General features: G+C 46.3%; 20 protein-coding genes. 18 read left to right on the top strand and 2 right to left on the bottom strand.

What is annotated here, in order from left to right:
• Window positions 1-16 precede the first annotated feature (16 nt).
• Genes ACRC6Q_RS10410 through recO form a run of 3 tightly spaced genes read left to right on the top strand, consistent with a single transcriptional unit; the run spans window position 17 to window position 2,123 of the window.
• Entirely contained in the window at window positions 17-427 is a 411-nt protein-coding gene (locus ACRC6Q_RS10410) for a cytidine deaminase (protein ID WP_223637990.1), read from the top strand.
• Window positions 411-1,328, top strand: coding sequence for a GTPase Era (gene era, locus ACRC6Q_RS10405; protein WP_223637988.1), 918 nt, complete (start codon window positions 411-413; stop codon window positions 1,326-1,328). The genes ACRC6Q_RS10410 and era overlap by 17 nt, the downstream gene beginning before the upstream one ends.
• A 12-nt stretch (window positions 1,329-1,340) precedes the next feature.
• The gene (gene recO, locus ACRC6Q_RS10400) at window positions 1,341-2,123 is read left to right on the top strand and encodes a DNA repair protein RecO (protein ID WP_431466478.1); all 783 of its coding nucleotides are present in this window, start codon (window positions 1,341-1,343) and stop codon (window positions 2,121-2,123) included.
• 395 nt (window positions 2,124-2,518) lie between these two features.
• On the opposite strand, the gene ACRC6Q_RS10395 is transcribed toward recO, so the two are convergent.
• The gene (locus tag ACRC6Q_RS10395) at window positions 2,519-3,895 is read right to left on the bottom strand and encodes a glycine--tRNA ligase (RefSeq protein WP_223637984.1); all 1,377 of its coding nucleotides are present in this window, start codon (window positions 3,893-3,895) and stop codon (window positions 2,519-2,521) included.
• 324 nt (window positions 3,896-4,219) lie between these two features.
• Between ACRC6Q_RS10395 and ACRC6Q_RS10390 the strand changes: the two genes are divergently transcribed.
• The 10 genes from ACRC6Q_RS10390 to ACRC6Q_RS10345 all read left to right on the top strand — a co-directional run bounded on the left by ACRC6Q_RS10390 (window position 4,220) and on the right by ACRC6Q_RS10345 (window position 15,760).
• Entirely contained in the window at window positions 4,220-4,858 is a 639-nt protein-coding gene (locus ACRC6Q_RS10390; protein WP_223637982.1) for a helix-turn-helix transcriptional regulator, read from the top strand.
• Window positions 4,859-4,868: 10 nt separating this feature from the next.
• A complete protein-coding gene (locus tag ACRC6Q_RS10385) occupies window positions 4,869-5,675 on the top strand; it encodes a pyruvate, water dikinase regulatory protein (RefSeq protein WP_223637980.1) in 807 nt (268 codons plus the stop codon).
• Window positions 5,676-6,146: 471 nt separating this feature from the next.
• Window positions 6,147-7,952, top strand: a complete 1,806-nt coding sequence (dnaG, locus tag ACRC6Q_RS10380; protein ID WP_431466477.1) for a DNA primase — start codon at window positions 6,147-6,149, stop codon at window positions 7,950-7,952.
• Window positions 7,953-7,985: 33 nt separating this feature from the next.
• The gene (rpoD, locus tag ACRC6Q_RS10375; RefSeq protein ID WP_142827801.1) at window positions 7,986-9,140 is read left to right on the top strand and encodes an RNA polymerase sigma factor RpoD; all 1,155 of its coding nucleotides are present in this window, start codon (window positions 7,986-7,988) and stop codon (window positions 9,138-9,140) included.
• 154 nt (window positions 9,141-9,294) lie between these two features.
• Window positions 9,295-10,434, top strand: a complete 1,140-nt coding sequence (locus ACRC6Q_RS10370; protein WP_223637974.1) for an acyl-CoA dehydrogenase — start codon at window positions 9,295-9,297, stop codon at window positions 10,432-10,434.
• A gap of 250 nt (window positions 10,435-10,684) precedes the next feature.
• On the top strand, window positions 10,685-11,074 hold the full coding sequence (gene cccA, locus ACRC6Q_RS10365) for a cytochrome c550 (protein ID WP_223637971.1): 390 nt from the start codon (window positions 10,685-10,687) through the stop codon (window positions 11,072-11,074).
• Window positions 11,075-11,136: 62 nt separating this feature from the next.
• Window positions 11,137-11,850 carry a tRNA (adenine(22)-N(1))-methyltransferase gene (locus tag ACRC6Q_RS10360; RefSeq protein WP_431466476.1) on the top strand — a complete coding sequence of 238 codons (714 nt, stop codon included), beginning with the start codon at window positions 11,137-11,139 and terminating at the stop codon, window positions 11,848-11,850.
• Entirely contained in the window at window positions 11,837-12,949 is a 1,113-nt protein-coding gene (locus ACRC6Q_RS10355) for a Nif3-like dinuclear metal center hexameric protein (RefSeq protein WP_431466475.1), read from the top strand. The genes ACRC6Q_RS10360 and ACRC6Q_RS10355 overlap by 14 nt, the downstream gene beginning before the upstream one ends.
• A 343-nt stretch (window positions 12,950-13,292) precedes the next feature.
• Window positions 13,293-14,762, top strand: a complete 1,470-nt coding sequence (locus tag ACRC6Q_RS10350; RefSeq protein ID WP_431466474.1) for a glycoside hydrolase family 32 protein — start codon at window positions 13,293-13,295, stop codon at window positions 14,760-14,762.
• Between the two features lie 32 nt (window positions 14,763-14,794).
• Entirely contained in the window at window positions 14,795-15,760 is a 966-nt protein-coding gene (locus ACRC6Q_RS10345; RefSeq protein WP_431466473.1) for a carbohydrate kinase family protein, read from the top strand.
• Window positions 15,761-15,849: 89 nt separating this feature from the next.
• On the opposite strand, the gene ACRC6Q_RS10340 is transcribed toward ACRC6Q_RS10345, so the two are convergent.
• Window positions 15,850-16,830 carry a 4-hydroxy-3-methylbut-2-enyl diphosphate reductase gene (locus ACRC6Q_RS10340; protein ID WP_223637940.1) on the bottom strand — a complete coding sequence of 327 codons (981 nt, stop codon included), beginning with the start codon at window positions 16,828-16,830 and terminating at the stop codon, window positions 15,850-15,852.
• Window positions 16,831-16,960: 130 nt separating this feature from the next.
• Here ACRC6Q_RS10340 and ACRC6Q_RS10335 point away from each other — a divergent pair, with 130 nt between their 5' ends.
• From ACRC6Q_RS10335 to ACRC6Q_RS10315, 5 genes are all read left to right on the top strand, one after another.
• The gene (locus ACRC6Q_RS10335; RefSeq protein ID WP_223637938.1) at window positions 16,961-18,256 is read left to right on the top strand and encodes a DEAD/DEAH box helicase; all 1,296 of its coding nucleotides are present in this window, start codon (window positions 16,961-16,963) and stop codon (window positions 18,254-18,256) included.
• Window positions 18,257-18,268: 12 nt separating this feature from the next.
• Window positions 18,269-19,162 carry a deoxyribonuclease IV gene (locus ACRC6Q_RS10330; RefSeq protein ID WP_223637935.1) on the top strand — a complete coding sequence of 298 codons (894 nt, stop codon included), beginning with the start codon at window positions 18,269-18,271 and terminating at the stop codon, window positions 19,160-19,162.
• A 193-nt stretch (window positions 19,163-19,355) separates the two neighbouring features.
• A complete protein-coding gene (locus ACRC6Q_RS10325) occupies window positions 19,356-20,123 on the top strand; it encodes a metal ABC transporter ATP-binding protein (RefSeq protein ID WP_431466472.1) in 768 nt (255 codons plus the stop codon).
• The gene (locus tag ACRC6Q_RS10320) at window positions 20,120-20,974 is read left to right on the top strand and encodes a metal ABC transporter permease (protein ID WP_223637930.1); all 855 of its coding nucleotides are present in this window, start codon (window positions 20,120-20,122) and stop codon (window positions 20,972-20,974) included. Before ACRC6Q_RS10325 ends, ACRC6Q_RS10320 begins: the two co-directional genes overlap by 4 nt.
• Window positions 20,971-21,381: a Fur family transcriptional regulator gene (locus ACRC6Q_RS10315; protein WP_223637927.1), complete on the top strand. Its 411-nt coding sequence runs from the start codon at window positions 20,971-20,973 to the stop codon at window positions 21,379-21,381. The genes ACRC6Q_RS10320 and ACRC6Q_RS10315 overlap by 4 nt, the downstream gene beginning before the upstream one ends.
• The last annotated feature ends 18 nt before the right edge of the window (window positions 21,382-21,399 follow it).

Genomic DNA, 21,399 nt, shown 5'->3' with positions numbered 1-21,399 from the left:
CGCAGAGGTGATAAACATGGAAAAAGAACAATTGATGAAGCAAGCGATAGCGGCACGCAGCAATGCATATGTGCCTTATTCGAAATTTCCTGTCGGTGCAGCCTTGCTGACAGCTGACGGCAAAGTATACATGGGCTGCAATATTGAAAACGCTGGCTATTCCATGACGAATTGTGCAGAGCGCACAGCGGTGTTCAAAGCTGTTTCTGAAGGCGATAAGACGTTTGTGGCACTCGCTGTGTCTGCAGACACTCCGGGGCCTGTATCGCCTTGTGGTGCATGCAGACAGGTGCTGGCCGAGTTTTGCTCGCCGGACATGCCGGTTTACTTAACAAATTTAAAAGGTGACGTCCAGGAAACAACTATCAGTGAATTGCTTCCCGGCGCATTTTCAACGGAGGATTTAAAATATGCAGCCAGAGAATAACGGATTCAAATCAGGGTTCATTTCAATCATCGGTCGTCCGAATGTCGGCAAATCGACATTCCTAAACCGAGTAGTGGGCCAGAAGATTGCCATTATGAGTGACAAGCCCCAAACCACACGCAACAAAGTACAAGGCGTCGTGACCACCAATGAAAGCCAAATGATTTTCATTGATACACCTGGCATCAACGAACCCCGCCATAAATTGGGTGACTTTATGCTGAAGGTTGCGAAAAACACGTTCCGTGAAGTGGATGTGCTATTGTTTGTCGCAAGCGGCGTCGACCGTGTCGGCAAAGAGGACCGCTATGTGCTGGATATGCTGAAAGGCATCGATGTGCCGGTATTTCTGGTCATCAACAAGATCGACCAGGTGCATCCGGATAATTTGCCGAAAATCATCGAATCGTACCGCAAGGAATTCGATTTTGCAGAAGCGATCCCGATTTCAGCATTGCAAGGAAATAACGTCGAGAACCTATTGGCCAAAATCAGCGAGCGCCTTCCCGAAGGCCCACAATACTACCCGGCTGACCAAATCACCGACCACCCGGAACGCTTCATCATTTCCGAGTTGATCCGTGAAAAGGCCCTGCATTTGACGCGCGAAGAAATTCCGCATTCCATTGCAGTGGTTATTGAAAAAATTGCGCCGGATTCCGAAAACAAGGACATGATCCGTGTCCAAGCGACCATCATGGTCGAGCGCGACTCCCAAAAGGGCATCGTCATCGGCAAAAAAGGGGCGCTCCTTAAGGAGATTGGGACCCGTGCACGCCAAGACATCGAGAACCTGCTTGGCTCGAAAGTGTATTTGGAACTTTGGGTCAAAGTGCAAAAGGACTGGCGCAATAAAGCGATGCATCTGCGCGATTTCGGCTTCAGAGACGACGAATACTAAGGAGTCCTTCCCATGCAAAGTCAAGTAGAGGGAATTGTCATTCGTACGATGCCTTACGGCGAAACGAATAAGATCGTCACCCTGTTTACGAAAGAAGCGGGGAAGATCACCTGCATGGCGAGAGGGGCGAAAAAGCCCGCGAGCCGATTGGCTGCCATCACCCAGGTTTTTACCCATGGAACGTTTTCCATCTACAAAGGAAGAGGCATGGGAACCTTGCAGGCAGGTGACCCATTGGAGTCCTTGCGGCATATTCGGGAAGACATCATGTCGACCGCCTATGCCAGTTATGTCACCGAACTGATTGACCGGCTGACCGAGCAGGATGAACCGCAACCCGTCATTTTTGACATGCTGTATCAGGCACTCCATGCTATTGACGAAGGCTATGATCCGGAAGCGATCACTTTGTTTGTGGAGTGGAAGATGCTGCAGGCGGCAGGCCTTGCGCCTACACTGCATCAATGCGCAAACTGTGGAGCGACGGAAGGGGAATTCGCCTTTTCGTTTCAGGAATTGGGTTTTCTCTGCCACCGCTGCTTCCAGATCGACCGTTACATCATCCGCTTGAGCCCGGCTTTAGTGAAACTGATCCGCACCTTCTATTTTGTGCCGATTGAGCGGGTAGGTTCCTTGACTTTGAAAAAAGAATCCAAGAGCCTGCTCAAACAAATCGTCCGCACAATTTATGAAGAAAAAGCAGGAATCCGCCTGAAGTCCAGGAAGTTCCTCGAGCAGTTGGAGCGGACGCCGGAATTTTTACCGAAAAAAGAAGAGTTGCCGAAAGACGAATAGTCTTTCGGCAACTCTTTTTGTTTTGCTTTTAGATAATGAAGGAGTTGGGAAATCGCTTTATGTCTGCCCGAACTGACCAGGCACTTCCGCATTTCGGTGTCCAGACTCCAGCGCCCAACTCTTTGGGTCATAAGCCAACCCGGCTATGCGGCAAAGAACGCCGCTTCACCGGTCTGTCTTATGCCCGTCAGAGCTAGATGGGCACTTTCGCATTTCGGTGTCCAGACTCCAGCGCCCAGCTCTTTGGGTCATGAGCCAACCCGGCTATGCGGCAAAAAACGCCGCTTCACCGGTCTGTCTTATGCTCGTTCGATTGCCTGTGCGGCTGAAAATACGCTGCTTCGGCAAACTACCTTAAGCCTGTCGGTTCTAAACAGGTGCTTCCGCTTTTCTAATTAAAACTGAATATGCTTTTCGATATAAGCCTGTACTTCAGCGATCGGCATGCGTGTCTGCTCCATGGAATCACGGTGGCGCACGGTTACCTGGCCATCTTCGACAGAATCGAAGTCGTAGGTAATGCAGAACGGTGTACCGATTTCATCCTGGCGGCGGTAGCGTTTGCCGATGGATTGGGATTCGTCATACTCAACCATGAAATGCTTGGCAAGGTCGGAGAAGACTTCTGTTGCACCTTCAGCCAACTTCTTAGACAATGGCAAAACAGCAGCTTTGTAAGGAGCCAATGCCGGATGGAAGCGTAAAACAGTGCGTTTTTCGTCATTTTCAAGTTCTTCTTCACTGAATGCATCCACAAGGAATGCCAATGTAACACGGTCAGCACCTAGGGAAGGTTCGATGCAATACGGCACGTAACGTTCGTTTGTTGCTGGATCGATGTAATTGAAATCTTCTCCGGAATGCTCCATATGGCGTTTCAGGTCAAAGTCGGTGCGGTCAGCAATGCCCCAAAGCTCGCCCCAGCCGAATGGGAATTTGTATTCGATATCCACAGTGGCGTTCGAGTAATGCGAAAGTTCATCTTCCTCATGCTCGCGCAGGCGGATATTGTCTTCGGTAATGTTCAAATCCAATAACCATTTTTTGCAGAAATCGCGCCAGTAAGCGTACCATTCCAAGTCTTCACCAGGCTTGCAGAAGAACTCAAGTTCCATTTGTTCGAATTCACGCGTCCGGAAAGTGAAGTTGCCCGGTGTGATTTCATTGCGGAAACTTTTGCCGATTTGGGCAATCCCGAATGGCATTTTCTTGCGCATTGAACGCTGTACGTTCTTATAGTTGACGAAAATTCCCTGAGCCGTTTCGGGACGCAGGAAGATCTCATTGGTTGAAGCCTCTGTAACGCCTTGGAACGTCTTGAACATCAAGTTGAACTGGCGAACTTCTGTGAAGTCCTGTTTGCCGCATGTCGGGCATTTTACTTCATGTTCCTGGATCAGTTCCGCCATCCGTTCAAAAGACAAGCCGTCGACAATCATTTCGATGCCTTTGGCGTCTAATGCATCTTCGATCAATTTATCCGCGCGGTGGCGGGTTTTACAGCTCTTACAGTCGATCATTGGGTCGTTGAAGTTGCCGACATGTCCTGAAGCGACCCAAGTTTTAGGATTCATCAGGATAGCTGCGTCCAACCCTACATTATAAGGAGATTCCTGAACGAATTTTTTCCACCATGCTTTTTTGATATTGTTTTTCAATTCAACGCCAAGTGGGCCATAATCCCACGTATTCGCCAATCCTCCATAAATTTCAGAGCCGGGGAATACAAATCCTCTGTGTTTCGCTAATGCTACTACATCTTCCATTGACATAAAATTACCTCCATAAAATAAAAAAATCGTACCCATCCACGGACATGTCATCATGTCCGAGGACGAGTACGTTAAGACCCGCGGTTCCACCTCGATTGACTGCAAAATGCAGCCCGCTTAAAATAAAAAATGGCTCTGGATCACCTTTTCCTGTAGTTGCAGGCTTTCACCATCCCTGCTCGCTTCTGTTACAGTACTTATCTATCCGTCATTGCCTCTGTTAAGTTCCTTCATATTGTACCATGGCGAAGTTTTCTTCGCAATATCGTGTTGATTAGTATATAATAATTGGTATTGAGTATAACATATATATATTTTGAGGCGGTGAGTCCAATCGAACTCAATAAACGGCAAGAAGAAATATTACAGATCGTCAAAGGCAATGGTCCGATTACTGGCGAACAGATTGCGGATCGACTAAACTTAACAAGATCAACGCTACGACCTGACTTAGCCATCCTGACAATGGCAGGCTTTTTAGATGCCCGTCCACGTGTTGGCTATTTTTATTCGGGCAAAAAACCGGGCCAGGATGTTACGGACACCATGAATAACATGAAGGTCAAAGACTTTCAGTCGATTCCGGTCGTCGTCAGGGAAGATGTCAGTGTATACGACGCTATCAGCCAGATGTTTTTGGATGATGTCGGCACGCTTTTTGTCGTGGACAAAAAATCGCATCTGACCGGGGTGCTTTCAAGAAAAGACTTGCTCCGTGCCAGTCTGGGCAGCCAGAACCTGACAGGCATTCCTGTACATATCATCATGACGCGCATGCCGAACATCACGTACTGCGCGAAAAACGAATCCCTGATACAGGCAGCGCATCGCCTGATCAATCAGCAAATCGATGCCTTGCCAGTGGTGGAAGAACAGCCGGATGGCTTCAAAGTCGTCGGCAGATTAACAAAAACGAATATTACTCGTGCGTTTTTATCGCTATCGGAAAACCACGATTTGTGAGGTGCCAACTATGAATTCACTCCGTTTGTTCATTGTCTCCGATTCGGTCGGAGAAACAGGGGAACTGGTCGCAAAGGCGGCCATCAGCCAATATCTTAATAATGATCAAAATGCTATACTGAAACGCTTTCCATATATCGATTCCATCGACCATCTGCAGGAGATCATTAAATTGGCTGTTGCTCAAAAAGCCTTCATCGTCTATACGCTGGTCTCCCAGGAACTGCGTAATTATATGGAGGCTGAAACCGCTAAGTTTTCCGTGGCTGCAGTGGATCTGATGGGCCCTCTTTTGGATGCATTGGAAAAAGAACTCGATGCACCTCCGCTGCAGGAAGCAGGCCTAGTCCGTAAATTGGATGATGACTATTTTAAAAAAGTGGAAGCCATCGAATTTGCCGTCAAATACGACGACGGACGGGATCCACGCGGCATACTGATGGCCGATATCGTCTTGGTCGGAATTTCAAGAACATCCAAGACGCCTTTATCCCAGTACTTGGCACATAAACGCTTGAAGGTCGCGAACGTTCCGCTGGTGCCGGAAGTTGATCCGCCGGATGAGCTATACCATGTAGATCCAAAAAAATGCTTTGGATTGGTGATTTCACCGGACAAGCTCAATAGCATCCGCAAAGAGCGGTTGATTGCACTCGGATTGAACGATGATGCCAATTATGCGAAGTTGGACCGCATCCACGAAGAAATCGGCCATTTCCATAAAGTGGTGGATCGTATCGGTTGCGAAATCCTTGATGTGACAAATCGCGCTGTAGAAGAAACCGCCAACCTGATATTAAGCAAACTTCAAAAGTGATTTCGGGAAAACCACCTGTACTGGCGGTTTTTCTTTCTTTTTGGTGGATTTTTTCATAAAAACGTTTTATAATGAAGAATTGTGGCTAAAGCTTATTATATAAGTTAAATTGAATAGTGTTTGAAGAGGGATATTCTGATAGGGGTATCTAGATCCAACTCCGCTTTCTCACTTATCTTCATGGATGAGAAGCAGGCCCGGCCTGCCGTCGTGCCTGCATTCAAGGGCTTGTGCCGAACTGACTCAGGCTCGATGTCCGAGTAGAGATATCGGCATTTTGTTGTTTAGTGAGGAGCGGCGGTATGGAGCAATTTCTTCAACTCCTTTCCTCTTACCTATTTTGGAATACGTATTCATTTTTTAGCTTAGAATGTGTCAGAAATAGTTTGCTTATCTTTTTGTCGAAAAATGAAGGATTTTGTCTTTGTATCACGAATTAAATAAGTTAAGCAAACAAAGATGGTGAAAATAATGTCCAATCGAGTTCCAGAAGAAGTGATCGAGAAAATCCGTTCCAGCACAGATATTGTGGATGTCGTGGGTGAGTATGTTCAGTTAACAAAAAGGGGCCGCAATTGGTTCGGCCTTTGCCCTTTTCATGGAGAAAGCACGCCGTCTTTTTCGGTCACTGCCGATAAGCAGATTTTTCATTGCTTTGGCTGTGGAGCTGGTGGCAATGTCATCACTTTTCTGATGGATATTGAAAACATAACATTTCAGGATGCTTTATCGAGACTCGGAAGCCGTTCAGGCATAGATGTCGATATACAGGCCCCTGCCGATTCCGGTCCGGTGCAATCAAAAAGTGATCATCAACTGATTTTGATGCACGAGTTTGCTGCGGACATGTACCACCATATTCTATTGAATACGGAAGAAGGCCAAGTGGCATTGGACTATTTGGAAAATAGGGGCTTTACCCGGGAAATCATCGAGAAAAATAAAATCGGGTGGTCGCTTCCGGAATGGAATTATATGGCGTCGGCGCTGAAGCGAAAAGGCTTTAGCGAAGAAGAACTCGAAACAAGCGGATTAGCGATTGCCCGTGAGCAGTCAAGCGGCTATTTTGATCGATTTCGTGGGAGGATCATGTTTCCGATCATGAATGAAAACGGCAAAGTCATCGCCTTTTCAGGAAGGGTCCTAGAGCAGACTAAACAGGAAGCCAAATATATGAACAGCCCGGAATCTCCGATTTTCCAAAAAAGCCAAGTGCTCTATAATGTACATCATGCCAGAAGCGCTATACGAAAAAATCGGAAAATCATCTTGTTTGAAGGGTTTATGGATGTCATTGCAGCGGGTAAAGCAGGAGTTGACAATGCTTTAGCAACGATGGGTACATCACTAACTGCTCAGCATATCCGCCAAATGAAGCGTTTCGCCCAGGAAGTCGTTATCTGCTTCGATGGCGATGATGCAGGTTGGGAAGCCGCTAAACGCGCTGCAATCGCCCTCAATGAAGATAATTTCAAAGTGGAAGTGGCAGTCCTGCCAGGCAAAATGGACCCGGATGACTTTGTCCGCGAAAAAGGGGCGGAAGCCTTTAAGGAACAGATCATCGGCAAACCGCATGCATTTATTGCATTTGCCATGATGCACGCCCGCAGGAACAAGAATTTCCAGTATGAAAACGACCTGCTGCAATATATTCAGGAAGTGCTGCAACTTCTGGCCGGTAGATCCTCGCCTTTAGAGCGGGATTTATATATAAAGCAATTATCAGAGGAAACCGGATTATCTCAAGAAGCGATCTTACAGCATTATCGGAAATTGGAAAACAAGACGATCGAACGGAACCGTCCTGAACCACAAGCACCTGCAGCGAAGATGGCAAAAAAAGAGCCAAAACGGGTCACTTCACTGCATAGGGCGGAACGGATACTTTTATCGCATGCCCTGGCAGATCCGTCAGTTATGGATAAATTAGCGGTTGAAGACAATGGCATACCCTTTGTCAGTGAGGAATTCCAGGCGCTGTACGTTCAATTGCTCGGTTTCTATGAAGAATGGGATAAAGCTGATTTCCATAAATTCCTGGAGACCTTGCAGGATGCAGAACTCCGCAAGCTTGTCATGGAAACTGCATTATCCGAACGCGATCCGGAACATGCGGATGAAGAAATTTCCGATTGTTTAAAGCATCTGCAAAAACATCGGGTCGAACAGCAAATCAATCTAAAAATCCAGCAATCAAAAGAAGCGGAAAAACAGCATGACCTTAAGCGCGCTTTACTTCTCGCACAAGAAGTGATTGCTTTACGGAAATCATTGTAAGTTAATTCCGGTTTTTTTAAAGGAGGAAGTCACATGGCTGAGAAATCTGAACGCCAAACTGAAGTTGAAGCTAGCAATGTACCATTGACTACTGAAGGTCCGGAAGCAACTGTCGAAGAAGCGAAAAAACAGCTCATCGAAACAGGTAAAAAAACCGGAGAGCTCAATTACGAACAAATTGCCGATAAATTAGCGGTTTTCGAAATGGAATCCGATGCAGTGGAAGAGTTTATCGATCAACTGGAAGGCCACGGCATCGAATTGGAGCGGAAATCCGATGATGAAGAACATTTGGATCGCTTGATGAAACCGACTGAAGATAAATTCGACTTGAATGATTTAAGTGTACCGCCTGGCGTCAAAATTAATGACCCTGTCCGGATGTACCTGAAAGAAATCGGCCGTGTCGACCTGCTTAAAGCGGAAGAAGAAGTCCGCTTGGCTAAATTGATCGAACAAGGTGATGAAGAAGCGAAAAAACGTCTTGCTGAAGCCAACCTGCGTTTGGTCGTCAGTATCGCTAAGCGATATGTCGGCCGCGGGATGCTGTTCCTGGATTTGATCCAGGAAGGGAATATGGGCTTGATTAAAGCCGTCGAGAAGTTCGACTACTCAAAAGGATTCAAGTTCAGTACTTATGCAACGTGGTGGATTCGGCAAGCTATTACACGTGCTATCGCTGACCAGGCGCGGACAATTCGTATCCCTGTCCATATGGTTGAAACCATCAATAAACTGATCCGTGTACAGCGCCAGCTGCTTCAGGATCTTGGCCGTGAGCCTTCTCCGGAAGAAATCGGGGAAGAGATGGACCTATTGCCTGAAAAAGTGCGGGAAATCCTGAAAATCGCTCAAGAGCCTGTTTCATTGGAAACGCCGATCGGTGAAGAAGATGATTCGCATTTGGGTGACTTTATCGAGGATTCGGATGCGCAATCGCCATCTGATCATGCTGCCTATGAATTGTTGAAAGAGCAATTGGAAGATGTGCTGGACACTTTGACCGACCGTGAAGAAAACGTGCTGCGCCTTCGTTTCGGCTTGGACGATGGCCGTACGCGGACATTGGAAGAAGTGGGCAAAGTGTTTGGTGTTACGCGCGAGCGGATTCGCCAGATTGAAGCGAAAGCTTTGCGAAAACTGCGTCATCCTTCCCGTAGCAAACGCCTGAAAGATTTCCTTGAATAGAAAAAAAGACTTGAGCCGCTGCCGGATTTTCCGGAAAGCGGCTCTTTTTTATGAATCAGACAAAAAGGAATTCCAGTTAAAGCTTGAGTTTGTCTTAATTTTCCCTATATAATGAAAGTTGTAAGCGTATTCATGACAAAGGGGATGTACACAAATGGATTTCGATTTGACACAAGAACAACAAATGATCAAAAAGACCATCAAGGAATTTGCCGATAAGGTGGTGGCACCAGGTGCCATTGACCGCGACCGTTCCAAAGCATTTCCGACTGAAATCTTTAAACAGCTGTCCAACATGGGGATGATGGGCTTGCCGTTTGATGAAAAGTATGGCGGAGCGGGATCGGACACCACCAGTTTTGCTATTGTGACAGAAGAATTGAGCCGTGCCTGTGCATCTACAGGCATCACCTATTCTGCGCATATTTCACTTGGCGGGGCGCCGCTGAATTTATTCGGGACTGAAGAACAAAAAGAAAAATACCTGGCGCCGATCTGTACCGGCGAATCATTCGGTGCTTTCGGATTGACGGAACCCAATGCCGGATCGGATGCTGGAGGAACTGAAACCCGCGCGGTGGAAGATGGCGACGATTGGGTCATCAATGGTTCGAAGGTCTATATCACGAATGCCAGCTATGCCAAACATTTGGCGATTACTGCGATTACCGGTATGAACGATGGCAAGAAGGAAATCAGCGCCATCATCGTACCGACGGATGCTGAAGGCTTTACCATCATCGACAATTACGAAAAAATGGGACTGCATTCATCCAATACGACGGAATTGGTGTTGGACAATGTCCGGGTGCCGAAAGAAAACCTGTTAGGCAAACGTGGTGACGGCTTTAAGCAGTTCCTGGTGACGCTTGACGGCGGGCGTATCGGCATTGCCGCTATGGCTGTAGGCATCGCCCAGGCGGCGTTTAACAAAGCGCTGGCTTATTCAAAAGAACGCAAGCAGTTCGGCAAGCCTCTATCCGAGTTCCAGGTGACTCAATTCAAGCTGGCGGATATGGCCATGAAGATTGAATTGGCACGCAATATGGTCTATAAAGCTGCTTGGCTGAAAGATCAGGGACGTCCGTTCACGAAAGAGGCTTCAATGGCGAAGCTTTATGCTTCTGAAATCTCCATGGAAGTGGCCGACGAAGCCATTCAGATCCATGGGGGATACGGCTATATGAAGGAATATGAAGTAGAGCGCTATATGCGTGATGCAAAATTATTGGAAATCGGTGAGGGCACTTCTGAAATTCAGCGTATGGTCATCGCACGCCAGATCGGCTGCTGAGAATTTTAAAAGCCCCGCTGCATGCGGGGCTTTTATCGTTGCAGAAATTTTTGTTGGATATTTCTTTTATCAGGAAAGTATCGTGGAAAAGCTATGCCAGCCTGTGACGAATAAAAATTAAATTACCGTTTTTGTCACAAAGAAGGAAAAGTTGCCTGATAAGACTTTTCGTTTCATGGATAATACAGTACAATAATGAATGATACGAATAATATCATAAAGCAGAACTTAGTAGAGGGAGGGGTAACGGATGCAAAAAAATGCAATTGTACCTTATATCTTAATCATGGCGTTCGGTATTGGTTTAATTTTCTTCTTATCAATAGAAGGAGTTAACAACGAAGCTGAAATCGCAGAAGAACATGCAACAGAAGAAGGCGGCGGAGAAGCTGCTGAAGGTGAAGAAGGCGGAGAAACAGCTGAAGGGGATTTCGATCCTGAAGCACACGCACAGGCAAACTGTATTTCTTGTCACGGTTCAAGCTATGAAGGCGGAGTAGGTCCATCATTAGTTGGCACTGAACTTCCACAAGAAGATATCGAAGAAATTTTGATCAACGGTAAAGGCACGATGCCAGGCGGGCTTGTTCCAGAAGAGAACGTAGCAGCAATGGCTGAGTGGGTATTATCACTCGAATAGCATCTAAAAACCCTTAGTTCTTCTGGAGCTAAGGGTTTTTCTGTCAAATTAGGAGGATTTCAATGAATGCTCAACAATTATCACACCGGTTGACAAGAGTGGCCTATCACGTGCCTAAAGGCGCGGTGGTCGCAGATATCGGCAGCGATCACGCTTATCTGCCTTGTTACCTGGTATTGAACGGAGTAGCGGACAAGGCAGTTGCTGGAGAAGTTGTCAAAGGCCCTTTTGAATCGGCCCGGAAACAAGTACAGCAGGAAGGCCTTACCGGACAGATTGATGTCCGGCTGGCAAGCGGACTTGATGCCATCCAGCCTGAAGACGGCATTACTGCTGTCACCATTGCAGGTATGGGCGGTCCGTTGATCTGCTCGATTTTGGAGCAGGGGAAAGAACGGCTTGATGGGGTGGAACGGTTGATTCTGCAGCCGAATGTCCATGCCAAATCCATCCGTGATTGGGCTGGTGCGAACGACTGGATCATCAGAGAAGAAGAAATATTAAAGGAAAATGAAAAGATTTATGAAATTTTGGTGCTTGAAAAAACGTTGTCATCTGTTTTTTTGACTCAACAGCAATTATTGATGGGGCCGGAACTGCTGAAAGAAAAGACGGCGATTTTCCGGGAAAAATGGATCCGCGAAAGCGAACAATGGAAAAATATTGTCGCTTCCATGGAAGCGACAGCCCAGACGATGGAAATCATCGAGAAAAAACAGGAATTGATTGAAAAAATTCAATTGGTGGAAGAGGTGCTGCAGCGTGAAAATTCCTAATGGCCAGCAAATCATTGAAGAGTTCGAGAAATGGTCGCCTAAGTATCTGGCAATGGAAGGCGATCCAATCGGTTTGCATGTAGGATCGTTGAATAAGAAAATCGAACGGGTCTTGGTGACACTGGATGTCAACGAAGAAGTCGTCGATGAAGCGATTGCCAAAGGCGCGGGATTGATCATTGCGCATCATCCCCCGATTTTTCGTCCGTTAAAAAATCTGCAGACCGATTTTCCGCAGGGACGCTTGATGGAAAAAATCATCAAGTCCGATATTGCCGTCTATGCCGCACACACGAACTTGGATGTGGCAACTGGAGGAGTCAATGACTTGTTGGCGGATGCCCTGGGATTGAAAAACACCAGCGTTCTGGTTCCGACCTATGAAGCGGAATTGGTGAAAATTGCGGTCTTCGTTCCGGAAAGCCATGAAGAAGCCGTTCGTGAAGCCTTCGGCAAAGCGGGAGCCGGAGCGATCGGCGATTACGAATACTGCAGCTATACCTTATCCGGTACCGGCCGTTTCCGCCCGACTTTTAAAGCGGATCCCTATATCGGAGAAGCCGGAAAAATGGAAGTGACGGCTGAATCGAAAGTGGAAGTTGTCGTCCGCACGAACGAAAAAGACCGCGTCATCAAAGCGATGATCGCGGCGCATCCCTACGAAGAAGTAGCATATGATGTCTTTACCTTAGAAAACAAAGAAATTGCGATGGGGCTGGGACGCGTCGGAACATTGGAGACCCCGATGGCATTGAGTGAATTTGCCGATTGGACAAAACAGCAATTGGATGTTCCATCCCTGCGCATGGTTGGTGATCCCAATGCCACCATCAAAAAAGTGGCTGTACTCGGAGGCGATGGCAATAAATACATCCAGCAGGCCAAGCGCGCGGGAGCGGACGTCTATGTCACAGGCGATTTGTATTTCCATGTCGCACAGGATGCAGAGGCGATGGGGCTTCATGTCATCGATCCAGGACATCATGTGGAAAAAGTGATGATCCAGGGCGTTGTGGACCATATGTCCAAGCAGCAGCCGACTTGGCAATGCGAATTCCTGCCGTCACAGACAAATACAGAACCTTTCCGGTTCATTTAAAAGAAGAGGCTGTGGCCTCTTCTTTTTTGCATTCATATATTGATTAACTAGCTTGTTTTCCAGGTTATCTGATAAGCTGATTGGGGTTTTTTATGGTATAATAAGGTAGAAATTAAAACGAAGTTGCGTTGCCACGAACGAATATCATCCTCATTTCAAACATCACCGAACAAAATCGTTCTTATCGATCCATTCGAGTTATCTTTATTTAACAACTGCAGATGCCAGGAAGAAAGGTGAATTTTGAAAATCCTTTATGGAAGCGCTTCCATAAAGGATTTTCAGCGGGGGAAAGGGTTTCATCGAAAGATTTTGCTTTTACTAAAAGGAGAATAAACAAGAGATGGAATTACAACGAGAGAAAAAATACATCCGACTCGATCAGGTGAGCCAAAAAGAGATAGACATGCTGATTTTAAGGGTCAATGGCTGCTCGTGGCGGCAAACGTTCCATATTCAACCAGTTTCAGGGCTTCTCAATGATCCGAATGGTTTCTGTTACTATAACGGGGAATACCATCTGTTTTATCAATGGCATCCGTTAGGTCCTTTTCATGGGTTGAAATATTGGTACCATACCAAATCCACAGATCTTGTAAACTGGAAGAATGTCGGAATAGCCATCCAACCAGACGATTATTTTGACAGCCATGGAGCCTATTCCGGAAGTGCCATTGAGCATAACGGAAATATCTATTTATTGTATACGGGCAATACGCGGGATGAGAATTTTGAGAGACATCCACATCAATGCATAGCCATTATGGATGCACAAGAAAACATCATCAAATTGGAAAAATCAGTTCTCGATAAAGTTCCGGTGGGATATACAGAGCATTTCCGTGATCCGAAATTATGGAAAGAGGGAGAAAGGTTTTATGCGGTGATTGGAGCGCAAAGGACCGATAAAACCGGATGTGTCTGTCTATTAAGTTCATCGGACTTGCTGGAATGGAATTTTGAAGGAGAACTTGCTACCGCATTGGATTTATTTGGTTTTATGTGGGAATGTCCGGATTATTTTGAGATAGAAAATCAAGGTGTTCTGATTTTCTCTCCGCAAGGGCTGGAACCGGAAGGGGATCTGTATCAAAATATTTACCAGGCGGGTTACGTGCTGGGCAAGAAGATAAATCTGCAACTACAGGAATTGGCTCATGGAAACTTTGTAGAACTCGACAGGGGTTTTGATTTTTATGCGCCTCATACCATGGAAGATCCAGAGGGCAGACGTCTTATGGTCGCCTGGATGGGATTGCCTGAAATCGAGTATCCCAGCGATATAAATGGATGGGCACACTGTTTGACCCTTCCAAGAGAATTAGTGGTTCAAGATGGAAAGATCATACAAAAACCTGTTCAGGAACTTCAGTCACTTCGTAAAACGAAAGTCGAAGCAACGGATAGAATTTCACATGAAAAGAAAGCGTATGATGGATTTTCTGGCGTCACTTACGAACTTATATGTGAGTTTGAACAAGGGGATGCCTTAGAATACGGAATAGAATTCCGTGCGGGAGAAGAAGAAAAAACGGTGATCAAATATGATGTGATGCAAGGGAAAGTTATACTGGATCGTACACTGTCAGGCCAAGTAATCGGCAGCACGTTTGGAACTGAAAGAAAATGCGGAATGACTGAAACCGTATACAAGTTCCATTTGTTCGTTGATGCTTCATCTGTCGAAATTTTTGTGAACGATGGAGCAGAAGTATTCACTTCCCGTATTTTCCCGGATAGAAAAAGCAAGGAAATTCGTTTTTTTGCAACGGGTGGAACCGCAGCGTTTAAAGCAGTGAAATGGGACTATTGATAGCGTGGCGATTAAAGAGGGAGAGGTGCTGAATGGGAAAATTATTTTCGATTGGTGAAATCTTAATCGACTTTATCCCCCACGAAAAAGGATCCGCATTAAAAGACGTCGTTTCTTTTACGCGGGTTCCTGGTGGTGCCCCAGCAAATGTAGCTGTTGCGGTAGCAAAGTTTGGCGGAACTGCTTCGCTGATCACCAAATTAGGGGAAGATGCCTTCGGTGATTACCTATTGGAACAATTGATAAAGTTCGGTGTCGAAACAGATAAGATTTCAAGAACAAAGGAGGCGAATACCGGTCTTGCCTTTGTGTCATTGCGCGAAGATGGAGAGCGCGACTTTTCGTTTTATAGAAATCCTTCGGCAGATCTGCTTCTTGAAGATTCAGAAATAGATGCCGACTGGTTCAACCAAGGGGATTTTTTGCACTTTTGTTCTGTAGACTTAGTCAAGAGTCCGATGAAACAAGCACATATCAAGGCGATTCAAGCAGCCAAAATGCGTGGCGGAATCATTAGTTTCGATCCAAACGTGCGTCTGGCTCTTTGGGAAGATCCACAGGAATGCCGGAAGACAATTTTGGGATTTCTCCCGATGGCGCATATTGTTAAAATCTCCGACGAAGAACTGGAGTTTGTTACAGGCATAGCGGATGAACAAAAAGCTGTCCGGTCTTTGTTTACAGGGGATGTACTAGCAGTAGTCTTGACTAAAGGGGCGGAAGGAGCAGATATTCACGTACAACACAAAAAATATTCATCTATGGGATATTCTGTGGAAGTAGAGGACACCACTGGTGCAGGAGATGCATTCATTGGCGGTTTCTTGTACCAGCTTTTGGATCTGCATGCACAACAAGCTGATGTAGAGTTTTTAATAAGTGAGCACCATAAAGAAATACTGGCATTTGCAAATGCGAGCGGAGCTTTAGCTACTACAGGTAAAGGGGCACTCTCTTCATTGCCCACTAAAGAACAGGTCTTGCAATTAATGAAATGAAAAATTTCCTAACATATCGATCATACAGAACCTAAAGAAAAGGCTGCCTCCAAAAGTCAGGAAACTAACTTTTAGGGCAGCCTTATGTTTTATTCGTTTATCGGATACGGCTCGATGCGATCCGATGGTTTCGGATGCTTGATTTTCGGAAGAATTTTATTGAGCGGCACAGACCGTGTCAGTGCATGGGTGCTCGGGTCAGCCGGGTCATAAAGATCCAGGAACTTCATCACTTCTTTGACGATCGGTGTCGGCGTGGAAGCGCCTGCTGTAATGCCGACGGTTTCAACGCCTTCCAGCCAGTCCAATTTCAGTTCGGATAGATCCGAAATACGGTAGGCAGGAGTTCCAGCGATGTCTTGAGACACCTGGGCCAATCGGTTCGAGTTATTGCTCATCGGATCACCGATGACGATCAATAGATCCGCTTCGCCGGCCTGCTGCGCAACAGCTTCCTGGCGCACCTGGGTAGCCAGGCAAATTTCCTTATGAACTTCGGAATGCGGGAATTTCTCCTTCAGGCGTTTCATCATGTCGACAACGTCCCACTGGCTCATTGTCGTTTGGTTGGTGACGATAATTTTTTCAGCATCGATTTCCAGACGGTTGACGTCTTCTACAGATTCCACTAAATGGACCATGTCCGGCGCGACGCCGATTGCACCTTCCGGTTCCGGATGTCCACTTTTGCCGATATAGACGATCTGATAGCCATCAGCTGTCTTCTCGCGGATCAAGTCGTGCGTCACGGTGACGTCAGGGCAGGTGGCATCAATTGACACCAGACCTTTGCGCCGTGCCAGTTCTCGGACTTGCGGAGAGACACCGTGGGCTGTGAAAATCACAGTACCGGTTTCGACTTTTTCTAAAATTTCCAAGCGGTTTGTGCCGTCCAATGTGATGATGCCGTCTTCTTCAAACGCATCTGTCACATGTTTATTGTGGACAATCATTCCTAGTATATAAATGGGGCGTGGCAAAGTTTCGTCCATCGCAGCATTCTTTGCGATGACCATGGCATCGACCACTCCGTAGCAATATCCTCTTGGCGATATTTTCATAACCTTCATCAAGTACCGCGCTCCTTTCAAAATCATACATTCATTATAACGGAGACGGCATAGCTTTACAAAAGTTGCATCGCGTAATGTCCCTATTTTATGCTATAATGTCTAGAGCGTAAGGAGGGAATTTAATCCCATGACAAAATTCAACGAATATCCATTCAAACCGTTTCTATTGGAAGCGGTAGAAAAACTCGGGTTTACAGAACCGACACCGATCCAAAAGGAAATGATGCCCCATATATTGAAAGGCTCAAGTGCAATTGGCCAATCCCATACTGGGACTGGAAAAACGCATAGTTTCATTATTCCGATCGTAGAACGCATCGACGTCAGCAAACAGGAAGTGCAGGCGGTAATCGCAGCACCGACACGTGAACTTGGAACGCAGATCTTCAACGAGTTGCAGAAACTGGTTGTCGGATCCGGCATTGAAGTGAAATCGTTTATCGGTGGAACAGACAAGCAACGTTCAATCAATAAATTGAAAACACAGCCTCATATCGTTATCGGAACACCTGGGCGCCTGAGAGACCTCGTCAAAGAAAATGCTCTTTTGGTGCACACTGGCAAAATTCTTGTAGTGGATGAAGCGGACCTTGCTTTCGACCTTGGATTTATCGAGGAAATCGATCAAGTAGCAGGCAAAATGCAGGAAAAATTGGAGATGTACGTTTTTTCAGCGACTATTCCAGAAAAATTGAAACCTTTCCTGAAAAAATACATGGAGTCGCCAATCCATGTGAAAATCGGCGATAAGCGTCCGACTGCAGACGGACTGGACTTTTATTTGGTTCCTGTCCGCAGCAAAAAGAAAATGGAGCGCCTGCAGGATGTTATGAAAGTCATCAATCCTTATTTGGCCATCATTTTCGTCAATACCCGCACGAATGCGGATTATGTTGCTGACCAATTGGCGAAAGAAGGCATCCGTGTCGGCCGTGTCCATGGCGACTTGGCTCCACGTGAACGCGTTAAGATGATGCGGCAGATCCGTGATCTTGAATATCAATACATCGTTGCGACAGACCTTGCAGCTCGTGGAATCGATATTCAGGGCGTCAGCCATGTCATCAACTATGAGTTGCCGGAAGACCTGGAGTTCTTTATCCATCGTGTTGGCCGTACGGCTCGCGCAGGGATGAAAGGGGTAGCCATAACGTTATTCAAACCAGAAGACGACGACGCAATCGTCCGGATTGAAAAAATGGGCATTCCTTTCCAGCAAAAAGATATCGTCAAAGGCGAATTCGTCGATTTGAAAGAGCGCCATAGCCGTACGACCCGTACAAGAACAACGAATGAAGCGGACGCGAAAGCAAAAACCATGGTGCATAAACCAAAAGCGGTAAAACCGATGTACAAGAAGAAAATGAAGTGGAAAATGGACGAAATCAAAAAAATGGAACGACGCAAAAATCGCAAAAAGTAAGGAGATAGTTTCATGCTATTAGGATCTCACGTATCAATGAGCGGCAAAGGAATGCTGCTTGCAGCAAGCGAAGAAGCCGCTTCCTACGGAGCGTCGACTTTCATGATCTATACCGGTGCCCCGCAAAACACGCGCCGCAAACCGATTGAAGAATTGAATATCGATGCAGGGCTTGCCCATATGGCCGCCAATAATTTAACGAATATTGTCGTCCATGCGCCGTACATCATCAATTTAGGCAATACCCAAAAACCTGAAACCTTCGCTCATGGGGTAGAATTTCTTCAAAAGGAAATCGAGCGGACAGCGGCTCTCGGAGCAAAACAAATCGTTCTGCATCCAGGTGCCCATGTCGGAGCTGGAGCAGATGCGGGAATCGCAAAAATCATCGAGGGTTTGAACGAAGTGCTGACGCAGGATTATCCGGTCAACATCGCACTTGAAACCATGGCTGGAAAAGGCACGGAATGTGGCCGCAGTTTTGAGGAAATCGCCGCGATCATTAATGGCGTGACGCATAACGAGCGCTTATCCGTGTGCTTTGACACTTGCCATACGCATGATGCAGGCTATAACATCAAAGAAGATTTCAATGGCGTGCTGGAAGAGTTCGATCGCATTGTCGGTATCGAGCGGCTTCAAGTACTTCACATCAACGACAGCAAAAATGTTCGCGGAGCTGGCAAGGACCGCCACGAAAATATCGGCTTTGGTGAAATCGGCTTTGATGCCTTGAATGGAATTGTCCATCATCCGGATCTTATGCATGTACCGAAAATCCTCGAGACGCCTTATGTCGGACTGGATGCCAAAAATAAGAAACCACCGTATGCATTTGAAATCGAAATGTTCAAAGCGGGCATCTTTTCACCAGGTGCCATCGAAGAGTTAAAATCGCCACTATAGGATGTAAGATATTGAAGCTGGAGACTGGCCCGATTTTAAGGGGCTGCCTTCAGCTTCTTATTTTATGGATTACAGAAAAGAGATCACGGGCTGCGAAGTTATTTAAGCTCAATCTATTTACAATACCGGTGAACTCTACTATACTTTCTTAAGGTAAATCGTAATCATTATTAATTAGAAAAGAGGCGACACAATGGTCGCGCCATTGATTGACATTAAAGACATCAGCTTTGAATATGAACAAACAAAAGCACTTGATAACATTTCCATGAAAGTGGAGGAAGGCGATTTTCTGGCAATTTTGGGTCCGAACGGCTCCGGGAAATCGACTTTGCTGAAAATAATGCTGGGGCTCATGAAACCGAGCAAAGGGAAAATTGAGCTTTTCGGCGTAGACGCGAAAAATTTCAAGAACCGCGAATGGATCGGCTATGTCTCCCAAAAATCCAATTCGTTCAACTCAGGATTTCCCGCGACAGTTGAAGAAGTTGTAGCAGGCGGTCTGGCTAAGAAAACCGGGTTGTTCCATCGTTTGCCGAAATCTGCCCATCAAGAGGTAGCAGAAGCACTGGAAGCGGTTGGCATGCAGGACTTTATGGGCCGGAGCGTCAGTGAGCTGTCGGGGGGCCAACAGCAACGGATTTTCATCGCCCGCGCATTGGTTGCTAAACCGAAGATCCTGATTCTTGATGAACCGACTGTCGGTGTCGACCATCAGAATGTCCAGGCATTCTATGACATGCTGGCTTCACTGAATCGTGACAAGAATATCACACTGGTATTGGTGACGCACGATGTCGATACAGTGACAGACCGGATCACGCATGTGGCCTGTTTAAACCAGACCATTCATTTCCACGGATTCAAAGAACAGCTTCACACGATGAGCGATGAACAGCGTGAAGCGTGGTACGGCCATTCTGTCCGGAAAATTCACCATATCGGAGGAAGCCACGCATGATCGAAGCTATATTATCCTACGAATTTTTACAGAACGCCTTTGCGGCCGGATTGATCATCGGGGTCATTGCGCCGCTTCTCGGCGTCTTTATCGTTGTCCGCAGGCTTTCGTTGATTGCAGACGCTTTAAGCCATGTAACGCTTGCAGGGATAGCAGGGAGCCTCTATTTAAGCCAAAGCGTTGCTTCACTGGCATTATTGAACCCGCTGTTTCTTGGGATTGCGGCGTCAGTAGCCGGTTCGGTACTGATTGAGCGATTGAGAAGCCTGTACAAGCATTACGAAGAACTGGCGATTCCAATCATTTTATCAGCCGGCATCGGCTTCGGGGCAATCTTCATTTCCCTGGCGGAAGGTTTTTCAAATGACTTGTTCGGATATTTGTTCGGCTCGGTTTCAGCTGTCAGCAGGGAAGACTTGTTGATTGTTGCCGCAATAGCAGTAGTAGTATTGGCATTCATCTATTTCTTTTTCAAAGAATTATTTGTGTTGTCTTTTGATGACGAATACGCGAGAGCATCCGGCCTGCCTGCAAAATGGATTCACTTTATCTTCATGATCGTTACGGCATTGGTCATTGCCGGGTCTATGCGCATTGTCGGCATTCTTTTGGTGTCTTCGTTGATGACGATTCCGGTGGCAACTGCCATGCGGGTGACTAAAAGCTTTAAACAGACAATTATCCTGTCTATCGTCTTCGGTGAGATTTCGGTCATCACGGGGCTTGTCACTGCCTTTTATTTTGATTTGGCACCGGGCGGCACAATTGTCGTCACTTCTATATTCCTGTTGCTTTTGGTCATTGCCTATAAAAAGATCATGGTTTCACTTAAAAAAGGAGCGATCGCATGAATTTAACCAATGCATGGAATATCCTGAAGGAAAACGGTTTTAAGGAAACATCAAAACGCAATCAGATTCTGGAGTTGTTCGCCAATGACGAACGTTATTTAACGGCGAGGGATTTGCTGGATGTCATGCAAAAGGATTATCCAAGCATGAGCTATGACACGGTGTACCGCAATTTGGCGACTTTTGTATCGCTTGGCATATTGGAAGAAACGGAATTGTCAGGTGAGCGCCATTTCCGCATGCAATGTGAAAGTGATCACCATCATCACCATTTCATCTGCATGGATTGCGGCAAGATAAAAGAAATTCCGGTGTGTCCGATGGATATGCTCGGAGCCGCCTTGCCGGCATACGAAATCGCCAACCATAAGTTTGAAATATACGGAAAATGTCCGGAATGCAAATAAAAGCGAGAGTGGGAAAAA

Source organism: Planococcus sp. SE5232, assembly GCF_050686535.1.
Taxonomy (GTDB): Bacteria; Bacillota; Bacilli; order Bacillales_A; family Planococcaceae; genus Planococcus.
Note: the sequence above shows the minus strand (reverse complement) of the source record. Positions and strands in the feature narration are given on the sequence as shown.